The sequence below is a fragment of the Citrobacter sp. VF227 genome (assembly GCF_052950715.1).
This window is the reverse complement of the sequence record NZ_JBRFVF010000002.1, coordinates 750,456-766,343: the sequence shown is the minus strand read 5'-3', so window position 1 is coordinate 766,343 and position 15,888 is coordinate 750,456. Positions and strand designations below refer to the sequence as shown.

Sequence of the window (15,888 nt, the reverse complement as noted above, 5' to 3'; positions counted from 1 at the left end):
TTAAGGTTAATAAGTACTCTTAATCATTTTTTAAGAATAGCCTTTAAGGCTACAAGGATTATATCGATTATTTAACCTGGAGAAAATAAACGAAATCGCAATACGTGAATTTTATGATTTTTCAGAAAAAAGGCCGCTTGCGCGGCCTTATGTTTAGAAAGGTATCAATGATGGTCTACTGAGTGGCTATGCTCAATATCTTCGCTTTTACGGCTAAAGCGGCGGCGTACCACCACAAAGAACACCGGCACAAAGAATATAGCCAACACGGTTGCCGTCACCATCCCGCCCATTACGCCAGTACCAACGGCGTTCTGCGCGCCGGAACCTGCGCCGGAGCTGATTACCAGTGGCATTACGCCCAGAATAAAGGCCAGCGAGGTCATCAGGATCGGACGTAAACGCATGCGGACCGCGTCCAGTGTCGCCTCTATCAGACCTTTGCCTTCTTTATCCATCAAGTCTTTGGCGAATTCGACGATAAGTATCGCGTTCTTCGCCGATAACCCAATGGTTGTGAGCAGGCCCACCTGGAAGTAAACGTCGTTGGTCAGGCCGCGGAATGTTGCTGCCAGCAATGCGCCGATTACCCCCAACGGTACCACCAGCATAACGGAGAACGGAATGGACCAGCTCTCGTACAATGCCGCCAGACACAGGAATACGACAATCAGTGAAATGGCATACAGGGCAGGGGCCTGGTTGCCGGACAGTCGTTCCTGGTAGGACATACCGGTCCAGTCATAGCCGATACCAGATGGCAGTTTGCTGGCTAGTTGCTCCATCATTGCCATGGCTTCACCGGTACTTTTACCCGGTGCGGCCTGGCCTAAGATTTCCATGGAAGGCAGACCGTTGTAGCGTTCCAGACGCGGTGAACCGTATTCCCAGCGTGAGGTCGAGAAGGCAGAGAACGGTACCATTTGTCCATCGCTGCCGCGGACATACCAGTTTCCAATGTCTTCCGGCAACATACGGTATTTCGCTTCAGACATGACGTAAACTTTCTTCACACGACCACGGTCAATGAAGTCATTCACGTAGCTTCCGCCCCATGCCGCACCCAGCGTTGTATTAATGTCGCTAATGGAAACACCCAGAGCCTGCGCTTTTTCCTGATCGATATCGATCTTGAACTGCGGCGTATCTTCCAGACCGTTAGGACGTACGCCGACTAGCAGGTCAGGATGCTTCGCGACTTCACCAAACAGCTGGTTACGTGCCTGCGTCAGTTTCTCATGGCCCAGGCCCGCCTGGTCAATCAACTGGAAGTCGAAACCGGTAGCAGTACCTAACTCCACAATTGCTGGCAGGTTGAAGGCAAAGACCATGGCATCTTTAATCTGCGAGAATGCGCCCATCGCACGTTGAGTAATGGCCTCAACTTTGTTCTCTTCGCCGGGACGTTCACTCCAGTCTTTCAACGAGACGAACGCGATACCGGTGTTCTGACCACGACCCGCAAAACCGAAACCGTTAACGGCAAACACCGATTCAACGTTTGCTTTTTCTTTGGTCAGATAGTAATCCGTCATCTCGTCCAACACCTTCTGGGTACGCTCTTGCGTTGCACCCGCTGGCAGCTGAGCCATTGACAGGAATACCCCCTGGTCTTCATCCGGCAGGAACGAACTTGGCAGACGAACGAACAGATAGGCCATGCCCACGACGATGATCAGATACAGCGCCAGATAACGACCGGTGCTGCGCAGAATACCGCCTACGCTGTCGGTGTAATGGTGCGTGCTCTTATCAAACATGCGGTTAAACCAGCCGAAGAAGCCTTTTTTACCTTCTCCGTGATCGCCTTTTGCAATCGGTTTGAGCATGGTCGCACACAGGGCAGGGGTCAGAATCAATGCCACCAGCACTGACAACGCCATTGCCGAAACAATGGTGATGGAGAACTGACGGTAGATTGCACCGGTAGACCCTCCGAAGAACGCCATCGGGATAAATACCGCTGACAGTACCATCGCGATACCCACCAGTGCGCCCTGAATCTGGCCCATTGATTTACGCGTTGCTTCCTTCGGCGGTAGACCTTCCTCAGCCATTACACGTTCAACGTTCTCGACCACAACGATGGCGTCATCCACCAACAGGCCGATGGCGAGCACCATACCGAACATCGTCAGTGTGTTTATCGAGAAGCCGAAAACCGCAAGGACGGCAAACGTACCCAATAACACTACTGGCACAGCGATAGTCGGAATCAACGTCGCGCGGAAGTTCTGCAGGAACAGATACATAACCAGGAATACGAGGATGATTGCTTCAACCAGCGTTTTCACTACTTCGTGAATAGAGATTTTTACGAATGGCGTAGTGTCATACGGGTATACGATCTTCAGACCTGACGGGAAGAACGGTTCCATCTTCTTCAGCTCTTCGCGGATAGCGTTAGCGGTGTCGAGGGCGTTCGCGCCTGTCGCCAGCTTGATACCCAGACCGGAAGCCGGTTTACCGTTGAACTTCGCAATGATGTCGTAGTTTTCGCCACCCAGTTCGACTTTCGCGACGTCGCGCAGACGCACCTGGGAACCATCCTGATTTACTTTCAGCAGAATTTTGCCGAACTCATCTGCGGAGGTCAGACGGGTTTGCGCAATGATCGACGCGTTAAGTTGCTGGCCTTTCACCGGCGGCGTACCGCCTAACTGACCGGCTGCAACCTGGGCATTCTGCGCTTTAATGGCGCTGATCACATCAACCGGGGTCAGTTGGAAGTTGTTCAGTTTGTTAGGATCCATCCAGATACGCATCGCGTACTGGGAACCGAACAGCTGCACATCACCCACACCTGAAGTACGGCTGATCGCGTCCTTCATGTTGGCGCCCACATAGTCGGAAATATCTTCCTGCGTCATGGTGCCGTTGGTGTTGATAACGCCGACAACCATCAGGAAGCTACTGGACGATTTCTCAACGCTCACGCCCTGTTGTTGTACTTCCTGCGGCAGCAGCGGCATCGCCAGTTGCAGTTTGTTCTGCACCTGAACCTGCGCAATGTCAGCATCAGTGCCTGACTGGAAAGTCAGGGTGATCTGAACCGTACCGGTTGAGTCACTGTTAGAGGACATGTACATCAGGTTATCGATACCGTTCATATTCTGTTCGATAACCTGCGTAACAGTATCCTGTACTGTTTTGGCATCAGCGCCAGGGTAGGTCGCGGAGATCGTCACTGCTGGCGGTGCAATAGTTGGATATTGCGCCACCGGCAATTTGAGGATCGCGAGCCCCCCTGCCAACATGATGATAATGGCGATCACCCACGCAAATATTGGGCGATCGATAAAGAAATTAGGCATGTCTTAACGGCTCCTGTTTAAGTTAAGACTTGGACTGTTCAGACTGGCTACCGCTTGCGCCTTGCTGGTTGTTATCTGCGGTTATTTCCTGCGCTTTTACCTGCGCGCCAGGACGTACTTTTTGCAGCCCAGTAACAATCACGCGGTCGCCTGGCTTAAGTCCATCAGTGACTAACCATTTGTCGCCAATCGCTTGTGCGGCGACAATTTGACGCGTTTCAACTTTGTTGTCAGCACCGATAACCAATGCACTGGCATCGCCACGCGGTGTGCGGGTAACGCCTTGCTGTGGAACCAGTAATGCAGTTGGGTTAATCCCTTCTTCCAGACGTGCGCGGACGAACATACCCGGCAGTAAGGTATGATCCGGGTTCGGGAAAATTGCACGTAACGTAATCGACCCAGTGGTTTGATCTACCGTCACATCAGAAAATTCCAGCGTACCGGACTGCGGGTATTTAATGCCGTCATTGGTCACCAGCTCAACTTTCGCTTTACCGTTCTCTTGCTTCAGCGTGCCGTTGGCCAGCTCTTGTTTCAGGCGCAGGAAGTCATTACTTGACTGCGTCACGTCTACATAGATGGGATCCAACTGCTGAACGGTCGCCAGTGCGGTCGCCTGACCGTTTTGTACCAGAGCGCCTTCCGTAACGGATGATTTACCAATGCGACCGCTGATCGGCGACGTCACTTTGGTGTAAGCCAGATTGATGCGTGCAGTTTCTACCGCGGCTTTCGCGGCAACAACGGCGGCGTTTGCCTGCTGTGCGTCAGCCAGCGCGCTATCGTAGTCCTGTTGGCTGATGTATTTCGTACCCAACAGTTTCTGATAACGTTTCACCGTCAGTTGAGCGATATTTGCTGCGGCTTGTGCTTTGGCCAGATCACCTTTTGCACTTTCATAAGCGGCCTGGTAAGTAGCAGGATCAATCTGATAGAGAGATACACCCGCTTCGATGTCACCACCTTCCGTGAAATTACGTTTCAGGATAATCCCGCTAACCTGAGGACGAACTTCAGCAATACGAAACGCACTGGTGCGACCCGGAAGTTCGGTTGTGATCTGTAGAGGTTCAGTTTTGAGCGTAACAACTCCAACCTCTGGCATTTGCTGGCCCCCTTGTTGGGCCTGTTTGTCGTCACATCCTGTTAGCGCTAAGCTGCCTGAGAGCATCAGAACGACTGCCAGAGGCGTTAACCCTCTGTTTTTGTTCATATGTAAACCTCGAGTGTCCGATTTCAAATTGATCAATGGCTTAAAGCCCATAAACCCATTGCTGCGTTTATATTATCGTCGTGCTATGGTACATACATTCACAAATGTATGTAAATCTAACGCCTGTAAATTCACTGACCTATGGCACGAAAAACCAAACAACAAGCACAGGAAACACGACAACACATTCTCGATGTCGCTCTGCGTATGTTTTCGCAACAAGGGGTCTCATCCACCTCGCTGGCTGAGATCGCAAAAGCCGCTGGTGTGACGCGCGGTGCAATCTATTGGCATTTCAAAAACAAATCGGATTTATTCAGTGAAATCTGGGAGCTAGCAAAACCTAACATTGATGAGTTAGAGACTGAGTATCAGGCAAAATTCCCTGACGATCCACTATCAGTATTAAGAGAAATTTTAATTTACGTTCTTGAAACTACCGTGACAGAAGAACGCCGACGTTTATTGATGGAGATTATATTCCACAAATGCGAATTTGTCGGGGAAATAGCATCAGTTCAGTTAGTCGAACGTAGCCTGTGTCTGGAAAACTATGACCGCATAGAGAAAACGTTACGCCACTGTATGGATGTCAACATGTTGCCGGAAAACCTGAACACACGTCGTGTAGCGGTGTTAATGCGTAGCTATATTTCCGGGATCATGGAGAACTGGTTATTTGCTCCCGAATCATTTGATCTGAAGAATGAGGCTCGCCAGTACGTGGCGGTACTGCTGGAGATGTGTCTGCTTTGTCCAAGCTTGCGTCTGCAGGCAGGAGAGACAAGCTAGTTTGCCATTCTGCACCAGGAATTCTCCTGGTCATTTTGCCTTCTGCTATTCTGCTGTTCACAGCCGTGATATTCTTGTCACTTGACTATTTCCGGTCACTTTCCTGGTTCAGAAACATTCATTCTCATGACTATGTTGCAGCTCTATAAACGTTCACAGCATGTAATTGCTATTAGCATTCTTTTCTTCATTCTATTGTTATCCTGCCAGTCATCTGCGTTTGCGCGGGCGCAACAGAGTGGTGAACTGCCGACGAAAGCTGATATTCAGAGCCAGTTAGACACGCTGAATAAACAAAAAGATCTCTCCGCGCAGGATAAGCTGGTCCAACAGGATCTCATCGATACCATTGCCACGCTGGATAAAATCGATCGCGTGAAAGATGAAACCGTACAGCTTCGCCAGAAAGTGGCCCAGGCGCCAGAGAAAATGCGCCAGGCGACGGATGCGCTAAATTCACTCAGCGATGTCGATAATGACGACGAAACGCGAAAAACGCTGAGCACGCTTTCCTTACGACAACTTGAGTCGCGCGTAGCGCAGGTCCTGGATGACCTGCAAAGCTCGCAAAACGATCTGGCCACGTATAACAGCCAACTGGTATCACTGCAGACCCAGCCAGAGCGCGTACAAAATGCGATGTACACCGCGTCACAGCAGATGCAGCAAATCCGCAACCGACTTGATGGCACTAATGTAGGCGAAGGAGCTTTACGCCCCAGCCAGCAGGTGCTGTTACAGGCGCAGCAGGCGCTGCTGAATGCGCAGATCGACCAACAGCGTAAGAGCCTCGAAGGGAATACGATTTTGCAGGATACCTTGCAAAAACAACGTGATTACGTGACGGCGAACAGTAACCGCCTTGAGCATCAGCTCCAGCTCCTGCAGGAAGCGGTGAACAGCAAGCGACTGACGTTAACCGAAAAAACGGCGCAGGAAGCGGTCAATCCTGACGAGGCCGAGCGTATTCAATCCAATCCGTTAGTGAAGCAGGAGCTTGATGTTAACCATCAGCTCAGCCAGCGTCTGATTGCCGCGACCGAAAATGGCAACAGCCTGATGCAGCAAAATATCAAAGTTAAAAACTGGCTTGACCGCGCGCTGCAATCCGAACGCAACATTAAAGAACAGATCGCCGTTCTGAAGGGCAGTCTGCTGCTGTCGCGTATTCTGTATCAGCAACAACAAACACTGCCGTCTGCGGATGAACTTGCCGATATGACCAACCGGATCGCCGACTTGCGTCTGGAGCAGTTTGAGGTCAACCAGCAGCGCGACGCGCTTTTCCAGAATGATGCGTTTGTCGCCAAACTGGAAGAAGGGCACCGCAACGAAGTGAACGGCGAAGTCCATGATGCCTTACTGCAGGTCGTGGATATGCGTCGTGAACTGTTGGATCAGCTAAATAAGCAGCTTGGCAATCAGCTGATGATGGCGATTAATCTGCAAATTAACCAGCAGCAGTTAATGAGTGTGTCGAAAAACCTGAGAGGGATCCTCACGCAGCAGATTTTCTGGGTTAACAGTAACCGTCCGATGGACTGGGACTGGATCAAAGCTTTCCCGCAAACGCTTAAAGACCAGTTTAAGTCGATGAAAATCACGGTTAACTGGGAGAAAGCATGGCCCGCGGTGTTTATTGCGTTCCTGGCGGGATTGCCGCTATTGCTCATTGCCGGGTTAATCCGCTGGCGTCTGAAATGGTTGAAAGAGTATCAGGCGAAATTAGCCGCTGCGGTGGGTAACCTGCGTAATGACAGTCAGCTCAATACACCAAAAGCGATTCTGATCGATCTCATCAGAGCCTTGCCGGCGTGCCTGATTATCCTCGCGGTAGGTCTGATTCTTTTGACTATGCAGTTGAATATCAGCGACCTGCTGTGGGCGTTCAGCAAGAAGATGACTGTCTTCTGGCTGGTGTTTGGTTTGTGCTGGAAGGTGCTGGAAAAGGATGGCGTAGCGATTCGTCATTTTGGCATGCCTGCGAAGCAGACCAGCCACTGGCGTCGTCAGATTGTGCGCATCAGCCTCGCACTGTTGCCGTTGAACTTCTGGTCGGTTATTGCTGAGTTGTCGCCGCTTAATTTAATGGACGATGTGCTTGGGCAGGCGGTCATTTTCCTCAACCTGCTGCTGATCGCCTTCCTGGTATGGCCAATGTGCCGCGAAAGCTGGCGTGATAAAGAGTCGCATGGTCTGCGTCTGGTGACGATTACCGTGCTGTCTATTATCCCGATAGCATTAATGGTGCTGACGGCGACCGGCTATTTCTACACCACGCTGCGCCTGGCGGGACGCTGGATTGAAACGGTTTATCTGGTCATTCTCTGGAACCTGTTGTACCAGACCGTGCTGCGTGGGTTGAGCGTCGCGGCACGTCGTATCGCCTGGCGTCGCGCGCTGGCGCGTCGTCAGAACCTGGTGAAAGAAGGGGCGGAGGGTGCAGAGCCGCAGGAAGAGCCGACCATCGCGCTGGAGCAGGTTAACCAACAAACGCTGCGTATAACTATGCTGGTAATGGTTGCCCTGTTTGGTGTCTTGTTCTGGGCCATTTGGTCTGATTTGATCACCGTGTTCAGCTATCTCGACAGCATTACGCTCTGGCATTACAACGGCACCGAAGCGGGTGCGGCAGTGGTGAAAGACGTCACCATGGGCAGCCTGTTGTTTGCGATTATTGCATCAATGGTGGCGTGGGCGTTGATCCGCAACTTACCAGGGCTGCTGGAAGTGCTGGTGCTGTCGCGACTGAAAATGCGCCAGGGTGCTTCCTATGCGATCACTACGATCCTTAACTACGCGATCATCGCCATCGGCGCAATGACGGTCTTCGGATCGCTCGGTGTTTCGTGGGATAAGCTACAGTGGCTGGCCGCCGCCCTGTCGGTTGGTCTGGGTTTTGGCTTGCAGGAAATTTTCGGTAACTTTGTTTCCGGCCTGATTATCCTGTTTGAACGCCCGGTCCGCATCGGCGATACCGTTACCATCGGTACGTTCTCAGGAACGGTCAGCAAGATTCGAATTCGTGCCACCACCATTACCGACTTCGATCGCAAAGAGGTGATTATCCCGAACAAAGCGTTCGTGACGGAGCGCTTGATCAACTGGTCGCTCTCCGATACTACCACGCGCCTGGTGATTCGCATTGGCGTGGCCTATGGTTCGGATCTGGACAAAGTTAAGAAGGTGCTGCTGCAGGCGGCGATGGAGCACCCGAAAGTGATGCACGATCCGGAACCAGCGGTGTTCTTTACCGCCTTCGGCGCCAGCACGCTGGATCATGAGCTGCGTTTATACGTGCGCGAATTGCGCGATCGTAGCCATACGGTTGATGAGCTTAACCGTGCGGTCGATCGTTTGTGCCGTGAAAACGACATTGATATTGCCTTTAACCAGCTCGAAGTGCACCTGCACAACGCGAAGGGCGACACCGTGACCGAGGTTAAGCGTGACATCATTAAAGGTGATGACCCGACGCCTTCGGTAGGTTAATAGAAAAATCATCAGGCCTGCGAGCTTCGATTCATTCGTAGGCCTGATAAGTGCAATGCCATCAGGTTTTCAGTTACAGATCTTTTTTAGATAAAGAGAGCCGTTTCTTCTCGTAATCCTGCTTCACAATCTCCAGCGCTTTCAGCACAATTTCAGGCTCCATCTGATTCTCTTCAAGCAGGACAATCAGATCGACGGCCAGTTTGATCTCGTCCGGGGCGTTCTCTAATGACATAAATTCTCCGGGATTAACGGGTTAAACGCGCCAGCACGTTTTCTATTCTCGCCAGGGCATGGCGACAGCGTGCCAGTCGCGCCTCGAATGCTTCTACTTCACGATGCAGTTTTTGCTGTTCTTCAAAACCCGTTGCCTGAGCCAGACGCTTTTTGCGTTCATGCGTCATTTCCACCAGTCGGCGTTCAAACTCCTGGTGTTGAACTCGCTTGCGCTGCCAGCGCGCCAGGCCTGGAGATGCGCAGTCCCACTCGCGGAGTGACCAACTGGCGGTTTCACGCGAAATCGCCTCTAACTGTGAGGCAAGGTGTTCCGCCAGCCAGCTAATTTGTGGTAGTTGTTGCTGTTCAACTGCGCGCCGCAAGGCTGCGAGATTATCTTCAGCTTCAACCAGATAAGCTTGGAGCAACGTGCTGCGAGTGTGAAACAGATGCCTGTCAAAGCGGGCGCTCAGCGTGGCGTGATGCGCCAGCGGGGCACACTGCTGGCGCAGGCGGTTAAGCTGGTTTTCGAGCGTCTGTAGCAGCATGACGGTTTTCACGACAACACTCCGATGAAAATGAGAACTGTTATGCTAAAGTAGCGATTCTCTGTGTTAAGTACTGATATTATGCAACGCATTATTCTAATCATCATTGGCTGGATAGCGGTAGTGTTAGGCACGCTGGGCGTTGTATTGCCGTTGCTGCCCACGACGCCATTTATCCTGCTGGCCGCCTGGTGTTTTGCCCGCTCATCGCCGCGCTTTCACGACTGGCTGCTGTACCGTTCGTGGTTCGGCGGGTATCTGCGTCACTGGCAAAAACACCGCGCGATGCCGCCTGGAGCGAAGCCACGCGCAATTTTGTTAATCCTGGTGACGTTTGCTATTTCACTCTGGCTGGTCAATATGATGTGGGTGCGCGGCCTGCTGCTGGTTATTCTCGCCTGTTTACTGATTTTTATGTGGCGGATCCCGGTGATTGATGAAAAACAACAAAAGCAGTAAACCGCAATAATCGCTGTTGCAATTGTCTCTCGCAGCCAGTAAATTCGACCGTTTTCGAGCACAGGCGCAGATGGTCAAAGGTTAAGCAAGTGTAACCCTGACCCTTAATATAGACACAAAATCATTCAAGATACGTCGAAGATGAAGTCTATAGTGCGCCGTGAAGTAATACTGTATCAATCAGGCACAAACTTATGACCGCGACTGCACAGCAGCTTGAGTTTCTCAAAAATAGCATCAAAAGCATCCACGATTACCCAAAACCGGGCATTCTTTTCCGTGATGTCACCAGTTTACTGGAAGATCCGAAAGCCTACGCCCTCAGCATTGAATTGCTGGTTGAACGCTATAAAGATGCGGGTATCACTAAAGTGGTTGGCACCGAAGCGCGTGGCTTCCTGTTTGGCGCGCCGGTAGCGTTGGGTCTGGGCGTCGGCTTTGTTCCGGTACGTAAACCCCGTAAGCTTCCGCGTGAGGTGATAGCTGAGAGCTATGAGCTGGAATACGGCACCGATCAGCTGGAAATTCACGTTGATGCCATCAAACCGGGCGATAAAGTCCTGGTTGTAGACGACCTGCTGGCAACCGGCGGCACGATTGAAGCGACCGTGAAGTTGATCCGCCGTCTGGGTGGCGAAGTGACCGATGCTGCCTTTATCATTAACCTGTTTGATCTGGGCGGCGAACAGCGTCTGGAAAAGCAGGGGCTGACCTGTTACAGCCTGGTACCATTCCCGGGCCACTAAGTCGGGCTATCTTTTCCCGTCTGAAGTAATACCGAGACACACAACCTCGCCGTCGCTGCGAGGTTGTGTTAGCATTACCCTCCTGTGAATCCACCCTCCAGCCTTTCAGAGCCTGCCAATGAGTTATCAGGTCTTAGCCCGAAAATGGCGCCCACAAACCTTTGCTGACGTCGTCGGCCAGGAACATGTGCTGACGGCACTGGCGAACGGCTTGTCGTTAGGGCGTATTCATCATGCTTATTTGTTTTCCGGCACCCGTGGCGTCGGAAAAACCTCTATCGCCCGCTTGCTGGCGAAGGGATTAAACTGTGAAACCGGCATCACCGCGACGCCGTGCGGCGTGTGCGATAACTGCCGGGAAATTGAGCAGGGGCGTTTTGTCGATTTGATTGAAATCGATGCCGCCTCACGCACCAAAGTCGAAGACACTCGCGATCTGCTGGATAACGTCCAGTACGCGCCTGCGCGCGGGCGATTTAAGGTCTATTTGATCGACGAAGTGCACATGCTGTCGCGCCACAGCTTTAATGCCTTGCTGAAAACGCTCGAAGAGCCGCCCGCGCACGTCAAGTTCCTGCTGGCGACTACCGATCCGCAGAAGCTGCCGGTGACCATCCTGTCGCGCTGTCTGCAATTCCATCTTAAAGCGCTGGATGTCGAACAGATTCGCCATCAGCTTGAGCATATTCTCAAAGAAGAGCATATCGCCCATGAACCGCGTGCGCTGCAACTGCTGGCTCGCGCCGCGGACGGCAGCCTGCGCGATGCGCTAAGTTTGACCGATCAGGCGATCGCCAGCGGCGATGGTCAGGTCTCGACCGACGCGGTCAGCACCATGCTCGGCACGCTGGACGACGACCAGGCACTCTCGCTTGTTGAAGCGGTTGTGGCCGCCGACGGCGAACGCGTGATGACGTTAGTTAACGACGCTGCCGCGCGCGGTATTGAATGGGAAGCGTTGCTGGTAGAAATGTCGGCTTTACTGCATCGTATTGCCATGGTTCAGCTTTCACCTGCCGCGCTCGGCAGCGATATGGCCGCCATTGAACAGCGTATGCGTGAACTGGCGCGAATCGTCCCGCCAACCGATGTGCAGCTTTATTATCAGACCCTGTTAATCGGGCGCAAAGAGCTGCCGTATGCGCCGGACAGACGAATGGGCGTCGAAATGACGCTGCTGCGTGCGCTGGCTTTTCATCCGCGCATGCCGCTCCCGGAACCTGAAGTTCCGCGTCAGTCGTTTGCCCCGGTCGCACCCACTGCGGTGATAACCCCAACGCAGGTGCCGCAGCAGCCTGCGTCAGCGCAACAGCAACAGAATGTGCCGCTCTCCGATGCTACCAGCCAGGTGCTGGCTGCACGTAGCCAGCTGCAACGCGCCCAGGGAGCAACCAAACCAAAAAAGAGTGAACCGGCAGCCGCTTCCCGCGCGCGGCCGGTGAATAATGCTGCGCTGGAAAGACTGGCTTCGGTGTCGGAACGTGTTCAGGCGCGTCCGGCGGTCTCTGCGCTGGAAAAGGCTCCGGCGAAGAAAGAAGCGTATCGCTGGAAGGCGACCAATCCTGTTGCAGAAGTTAAAGACGTCGTTGCCACGCCGAAAGCACTGAAAAAAGCGCTTGAGCATGAAAAAACGCCGGAACTGGCGGCAAAGCTTGCGGCTGAAGCTATTGAACGCGATCCGTGGGCCGCCCAGGTAAGCCAGCTCTCGCTACCTAAACTTGTGGAGCAGGTGGCGCTTAATGCCTGGAAAGAAGAGGATGGCAACATGGTGCGCCTGCACCTGCGTTCCACGCAGCGGCACCTTAATTCCAGTGGCGCGCAGCAAAAACTGGCCGAAGCATTGAGTACCTTAACGGGGTCAACGGTTGAATTGACCATCGTTGAAGATGATAATCCTGCGGTGCGCACGCCGCTGGAGTGGCGTCAGGCCATCTATGAAGAGAAGCTCGCGCAGGCGCGTGAGTCGATTATTGCGGATAATAACATCCAGACGCTGCGTCGTTTTTTCGATGCGGACCTGGATGAAGAAAGTATTCGCCCCATTTGATCGTCAGCCAAATGGTTTGACGGTCGTCATCCCTTAACGTGATTGAGAGAGAAGCCTATGTTTGGTAAAGGCGGTCTGGGTAACCTGATGAAACAGGCCCAGCAGATGCAAGAAAAAATGCAGCAGATGCAGGAAGAAGTCGCCAAGCTGGAAGTGACCGGCGAATCTGGCGCGGGTCTGGTAAAAGTGACCATCAACGGCGCGCATAACTGCCGTCGCGTGGAGATCGATCCAAGCCTGCTGGAAGACGACAAAGAGATGCTGGAAGACCTGGTTGCTGCGGCATTCAACGACGCGGCGCGTCGTATTGAAGAGACGCAGAAAGAGAAGATGGCTTCTGTTTCCTCCGGAATGCAGCTGCCGCCTGGCTTTAAGATGCCGTTCTGATGCAAACCAGCCCGCTGTTAACTCAGCTTATGGAAGCACTGCGCTGTCTGCCGGGCGTTGGTCCGAAGTCTGCGCAGCGCATGGCGTTCACGCTGCTTCAGCGCGATCGCAGCGGCGGGATGCGTCTGGCGCAGGCGTTAACGAAGGCGATGTCGGAAATCGGCCACTGTGCCGATTGCCGCACTTTCACCGAGCAGGACGTCTGCAACATCTGCTCGAACCCGCGTCGCCAGGAAAACGGTCAGATTTGCGTGGTGGAGAGTCCGGCGGACATCTACGCCATTGAGCAAACCGGGCAATTTTCCGGACGTTACTTCGTGCTTATGGGACACCTGTCGCCGTTGGACGGTATCGGGCCGGATGACATCGGGCTGGATCGTCTTGAACAGCGACTGGCGTCTGAGCAAATCAACGAACTGATCCTTGCGACTAATCCCACGGTCGAAGGAGAAGCGACCGCCAACTATATTGCTGAGCTTTGCATGCAGTATGGCGTTGAAGCCAGCCGTATCGCCCATGGCGTTCCGGTCGGCGGCGAGCTGGAAATGGTCGATGGCACCACGCTATCGCACTCTCTGGCAGGACGGCACAAGATTAAATTCTGAACAAACGGAGGCCGCGACGGCGGCTTCCGCTTGAAATCCTTCCCGCTTGTCCCCATTTCACCCTCAACGTGTTTTTACCATTGAAAATGGCATTGTTGAGGTAGATCTACATGAAAGGACAAGAAACTCGTGGTTTTCAGTCAGAAGTAAAACAGCTTCTGCACCTGATGATCCATTCTCTGTATTCCAATAAAGAAATCTTCCTGCGTGAGCTTATCTCTAACGCCTCGGATGCGGCAGACAAGCTGCGTTTCCGCGCACTGTCTAACCCGGATCTGTATGAAGGTGACGGTGAGCTGCGTGTGCGTGTTTCCTTCGATAAAGATAAGCGTACGTTGACCATTGCCGATAACGGCGTGGGGATGAACCGTGATGACGTTATCGATCATCTGGGGACCATTGCGAAATCCGGCACCAAATCTTTCCTCGAATCCATGGGTTCCGATCAGGCGAAAGACAGCCAGTTGATCGGTCAGTTCGGGGTTGGCTTCTACTCAGCCTTCATCGTGGCGGACAAAGTCACCGTGCGTACCCGTGCTGCGGGTGATAAACCGGAAAACGGCGTGTTCTGGGAGTCTGCGGGCGAGGGTGAGTACACCGTTGCTGATATCACCAAAGACGATCGCGGCACCGAAATCACTCTGCATCTGCGCGAAGGCGAAGACGAGTTCCTCGATGACTGGCGCGTACGTTCCATCATTAGCAAATATTCCGACCATATCGCGCTGCCGGTAGAGATCGAAAAAACCGAAGAGAAAGACGGCGAGACCGTGGTTTCCTGGGAAAAGATCAACAAGGCGCAGGCGTTGTGGACGCGTAACAAGTCGGAAATCAAAGACGACGAATACAACGAATTCTATAAGCATATCGCCCACGATTTCACCGACCCGCTGACCTGGAGCCACAATCGTGTGGAAGGTAAGCAGGAGTACACCAGCCTGCTGTATATCCCATCGCAGGCGCCGTGGGATATGTGGAACCGCGATCACAAGCATGGTCTGAAACTGTACGTCCAGCGTGTATTCATCATGGACGATGCAGAGCAGTTCATGCCGAACTACCTGCGCTTTGTCCGTGGTCTGATAGATTCTAACGATCTTCCGCTGAACGTCTCCCGTGAGATCCTGCAGGACAGCACCGTCACCCGTAACCTGCGCAGCGCGCTGACCAAACGCGTACTGCAGATGCTGGAAAAACTGGCGAAAGACGACGCGGAAAAATACCAGACCTTCTGGAAACAGTTTGGTCTGGTTCTGAAAGAAGGCCCGGCGGAAGACCATGCTAATCAGGAAACTATCGCCAAACTGATGCGCTTCGCGTCTACGCATACTGACTCCTCCGCACAGACCGTGTCGCTGGAAGACTACGTTGCGCGGATGAAAGAAGGGCAGGAGAAAATCTACTACATCACCGCAGACAGCTATGCGGCGGCGAAGAGCAGCCCGCACCTGGAACTGCTGCGTAAGAAAGGCATCGAAGTGCTGCTGCTTTCTGACCGCATCGATGAGTGGATGATGAACTACCTGACCGAGTTCGATGGCAAACCATTCCAGTCCGTGGCCAAAGCCGACGAGTCCATCGACAAACTGGCGGATGAAGTTGACGAATCGGCAAAAGAAGCGGAAAAAGCGCTGACGCCGTTTGTTGAGCGCGTGAAAACCTTGCTGGGCGATCGCGTAAAAGAAGTGCGTCTAACTCACCGTCTGACCGACACACCGGCTATCGTCACCACCGATGCGGATGAAATGAGCACCCAGATGGCGAAACTGTTCGCCGCTGCGGGCCAGGCGGTACCGGAAGTGAAATATATCTTTGAACTGAACCCGGACCACGTGCTGGTAAAACGCACGGCGGATACTCAGGACGAAGCGCAGTTCAAAGAGTGGGTTGAACTGCTGCTGGATCAGGCGCTGTTTGCCGAGCGTGGCACGCTGGAAGATCCGAACCAGTTCATCCGCCGTATGAACCAGTTGCTGGTATCCTGATAGCGATAATGTGATGCCGGATGGCGCTAGCGCCATCCGGCTTTTTTTCGCCTTCTGAACTCAATTTTCCATCATTAACCG

General features: G+C 52.9%; 12 protein-coding genes and 1 other annotated feature. Of the genes, 8 read left to right on the top strand and 4 right to left on the bottom strand.

Features of this window, described 5'->3' with window-relative positions; all coding sequences use genetic code 11:
• Positions 1 to 164 precede the first annotated feature (164 nt).
• Both acrB and acrA read right to left on the bottom strand, forming a co-directional pair.
• On the bottom strand, positions 165 to 3,314 hold the full coding sequence (gene acrB, locus ACU8YC_RS11100; RefSeq protein ID WP_187252904.1) for an efflux RND transporter permease AcrB: 3,150 nt from the start codon (positions 3,312 to 3,314) through the stop codon (positions 165 to 167).
• Between the two features lie 22 nt (positions 3,315 to 3,336).
• Positions 3,337 to 4,530: a multidrug efflux RND transporter periplasmic adaptor subunit AcrA gene (gene acrA / locus ACU8YC_RS11095; RefSeq protein WP_151218648.1), complete on the bottom strand. Its 1,194-nt coding sequence runs from the start codon at positions 4,528 to 4,530 to the stop codon at positions 3,337 to 3,339.
• Between the two features lie 141 nt (positions 4,531 to 4,671).
• On the opposite strand from acrA, the gene acrR reads away from it, so the two are divergent.
• Entirely contained in the window at positions 4,672 to 5,322 is a 651-nt protein-coding gene (gene acrR, locus ACU8YC_RS11090) for a multidrug efflux transporter transcriptional repressor AcrR (RefSeq protein WP_003021744.1), read from the top strand.
• A gap of 126 nt (positions 5,323 to 5,448) precedes the next feature.
• Positions 5,449 to 8,814, top strand: coding sequence for a mechanosensitive channel MscK (gene mscK / locus ACU8YC_RS11085; protein ID WP_210904728.1), 3,366 nt, complete (start codon positions 5,449 to 5,451; stop codon positions 8,812 to 8,814).
• A 73-nt stretch (positions 8,815 to 8,887) separates the two neighbouring features.
• Here mscK and rsmS read toward each other — a convergent pair whose 3' ends face one another.
• Positions 8,888 to 9,049 carry a pleiotropic regulatory protein RsmS gene (gene rsmS / locus ACU8YC_RS11080; protein ID WP_151218650.1) on the bottom strand — a complete coding sequence of 54 codons (162 nt, stop codon included), beginning with the start codon at positions 9,047 to 9,049 and terminating at the stop codon, positions 8,888 to 8,890.
• A 13-nt stretch (positions 9,050 to 9,062) separates the two neighbouring features.
• On the bottom strand, positions 9,063 to 9,590 hold the full coding sequence (gene priC / locus ACU8YC_RS11075) for a primosomal replication protein N'' (RefSeq protein WP_187252903.1): 528 nt from the start codon (positions 9,588 to 9,590) through the stop codon (positions 9,063 to 9,065).
• Positions 9,591 to 9,659: 69 nt separating this feature from the next.
• On the opposite strand from priC, the gene ACU8YC_RS11070 reads away from it, so the two are divergent.
• The 6 genes from ACU8YC_RS11070 (at position 9,660) to htpG (ending at position 15,807) form a co-directional block, all read left to right on the top strand.
• Complete coding sequence (locus ACU8YC_RS11070) at positions 9,660 to 10,037, top strand: DUF454 family protein (protein ID WP_003847534.1); 378 nt, start codon at positions 9,660 to 9,662, stop codon at positions 10,035 to 10,037.
• Positions 10,038 to 10,231: 194 nt separating this feature from the next.
• Entirely contained in the window at positions 10,232 to 10,783 is a 552-nt protein-coding gene (gene apt, locus ACU8YC_RS11065) for an adenine phosphoribosyltransferase (protein ID WP_005125198.1), read from the top strand.
• 118 nt (positions 10,784 to 10,901) lie between these two features.
• On the top strand, positions 10,902 to 12,830 hold the full coding sequence (gene dnaX, locus ACU8YC_RS11060; RefSeq protein WP_151218652.1) for a DNA polymerase III subunit gamma/tau: 1,929 nt from the start codon (positions 10,902 to 10,904) through the stop codon (positions 12,828 to 12,830).
• Positions 12,163 to 12,227: a sequence feature (DnaX frameshifting element), on the top strand. Its footprint overlaps the gene before it by 65 nt.
• A gap of 57 nt (positions 12,831 to 12,887) precedes the next feature.
• The gene (locus ACU8YC_RS11055; protein ID WP_003021764.1) at positions 12,888 to 13,217 is read left to right on the top strand and encodes a YbaB/EbfC family nucleoid-associated protein; all 330 of its coding nucleotides are present in this window, start codon (positions 12,888 to 12,890) and stop codon (positions 13,215 to 13,217) included.
• Positions 13,217 to 13,822, top strand: a complete 606-nt coding sequence (gene recR / locus ACU8YC_RS11050) for a recombination mediator RecR (RefSeq protein ID WP_003021767.1) — start codon at positions 13,217 to 13,219, stop codon at positions 13,820 to 13,822. Before ACU8YC_RS11055 ends, recR begins: the two co-directional genes overlap by 1 nt.
• A gap of 110 nt (positions 13,823 to 13,932) precedes the next feature.
• A complete protein-coding gene (gene htpG, locus ACU8YC_RS11045; protein WP_151224877.1) occupies positions 13,933 to 15,807 on the top strand; it encodes a molecular chaperone HtpG in 1,875 nt (624 codons plus the stop codon).
• Positions 15,808 to 15,888 lie beyond the last annotated feature (81 nt).

Bases quoted from the DNA above. Each gene is read 5' to 3' on its own strand.
- dnaX (WP_151218652.1), top strand. From the start codon at position 10,902: ATGAGTTATCAGGTCTTAGCCCGAAAATGGCGCCCACAAACCTTTGCT.
- mscK (WP_210904728.1), top strand. From the start codon at position 5,449: ATGACTATGTTGCAGCTCTATAAACGTTCACAGCATGTAATTGCTATT.
- acrR (WP_003021744.1), top strand. From the start codon at position 4,672: ATGGCACGAAAAACCAAACAACAAGCACAGGAAACACGACAACACATT.
- acrA (WP_151218648.1), bottom strand. From the start codon at position 4,530: ATGAACAAAAACAGAGGGTTAACGCCTCTGGCAGTCGTTCTGATGCTC.
- apt (WP_005125198.1), top strand. From the start codon at position 10,232: ATGACCGCGACTGCACAGCAGCTTGAGTTTCTCAAAAATAGCATCAAA.
- htpG (WP_151224877.1), top strand. From the start codon at position 13,933: ATGAAAGGACAAGAAACTCGTGGTTTTCAGTCAGAAGTAAAACAGCTT.
- rsmS (WP_151218650.1), bottom strand. From the start codon at position 9,049: ATGTCATTAGAGAACGCCCCGGACGAGATCAAACTGGCCGTCGATCTG.
- recR (WP_003021767.1), top strand. From the start codon at position 13,217: ATGCAAACCAGCCCGCTGTTAACTCAGCTTATGGAAGCACTGCGCTGT.
- ACU8YC_RS11055 (WP_003021764.1), top strand. From the start codon at position 12,888: ATGTTTGGTAAAGGCGGTCTGGGTAACCTGATGAAACAGGCCCAGCAG.
- acrB (WP_187252904.1), bottom strand. From the start codon at position 3,314: ATGCCTAATTTCTTTATCGATCGCCCAATATTTGCGTGGGTGATCGCC.
- ACU8YC_RS11070 (WP_003847534.1), top strand. From the start codon at position 9,660: ATGCAACGCATTATTCTAATCATCATTGGCTGGATAGCGGTAGTGTTA.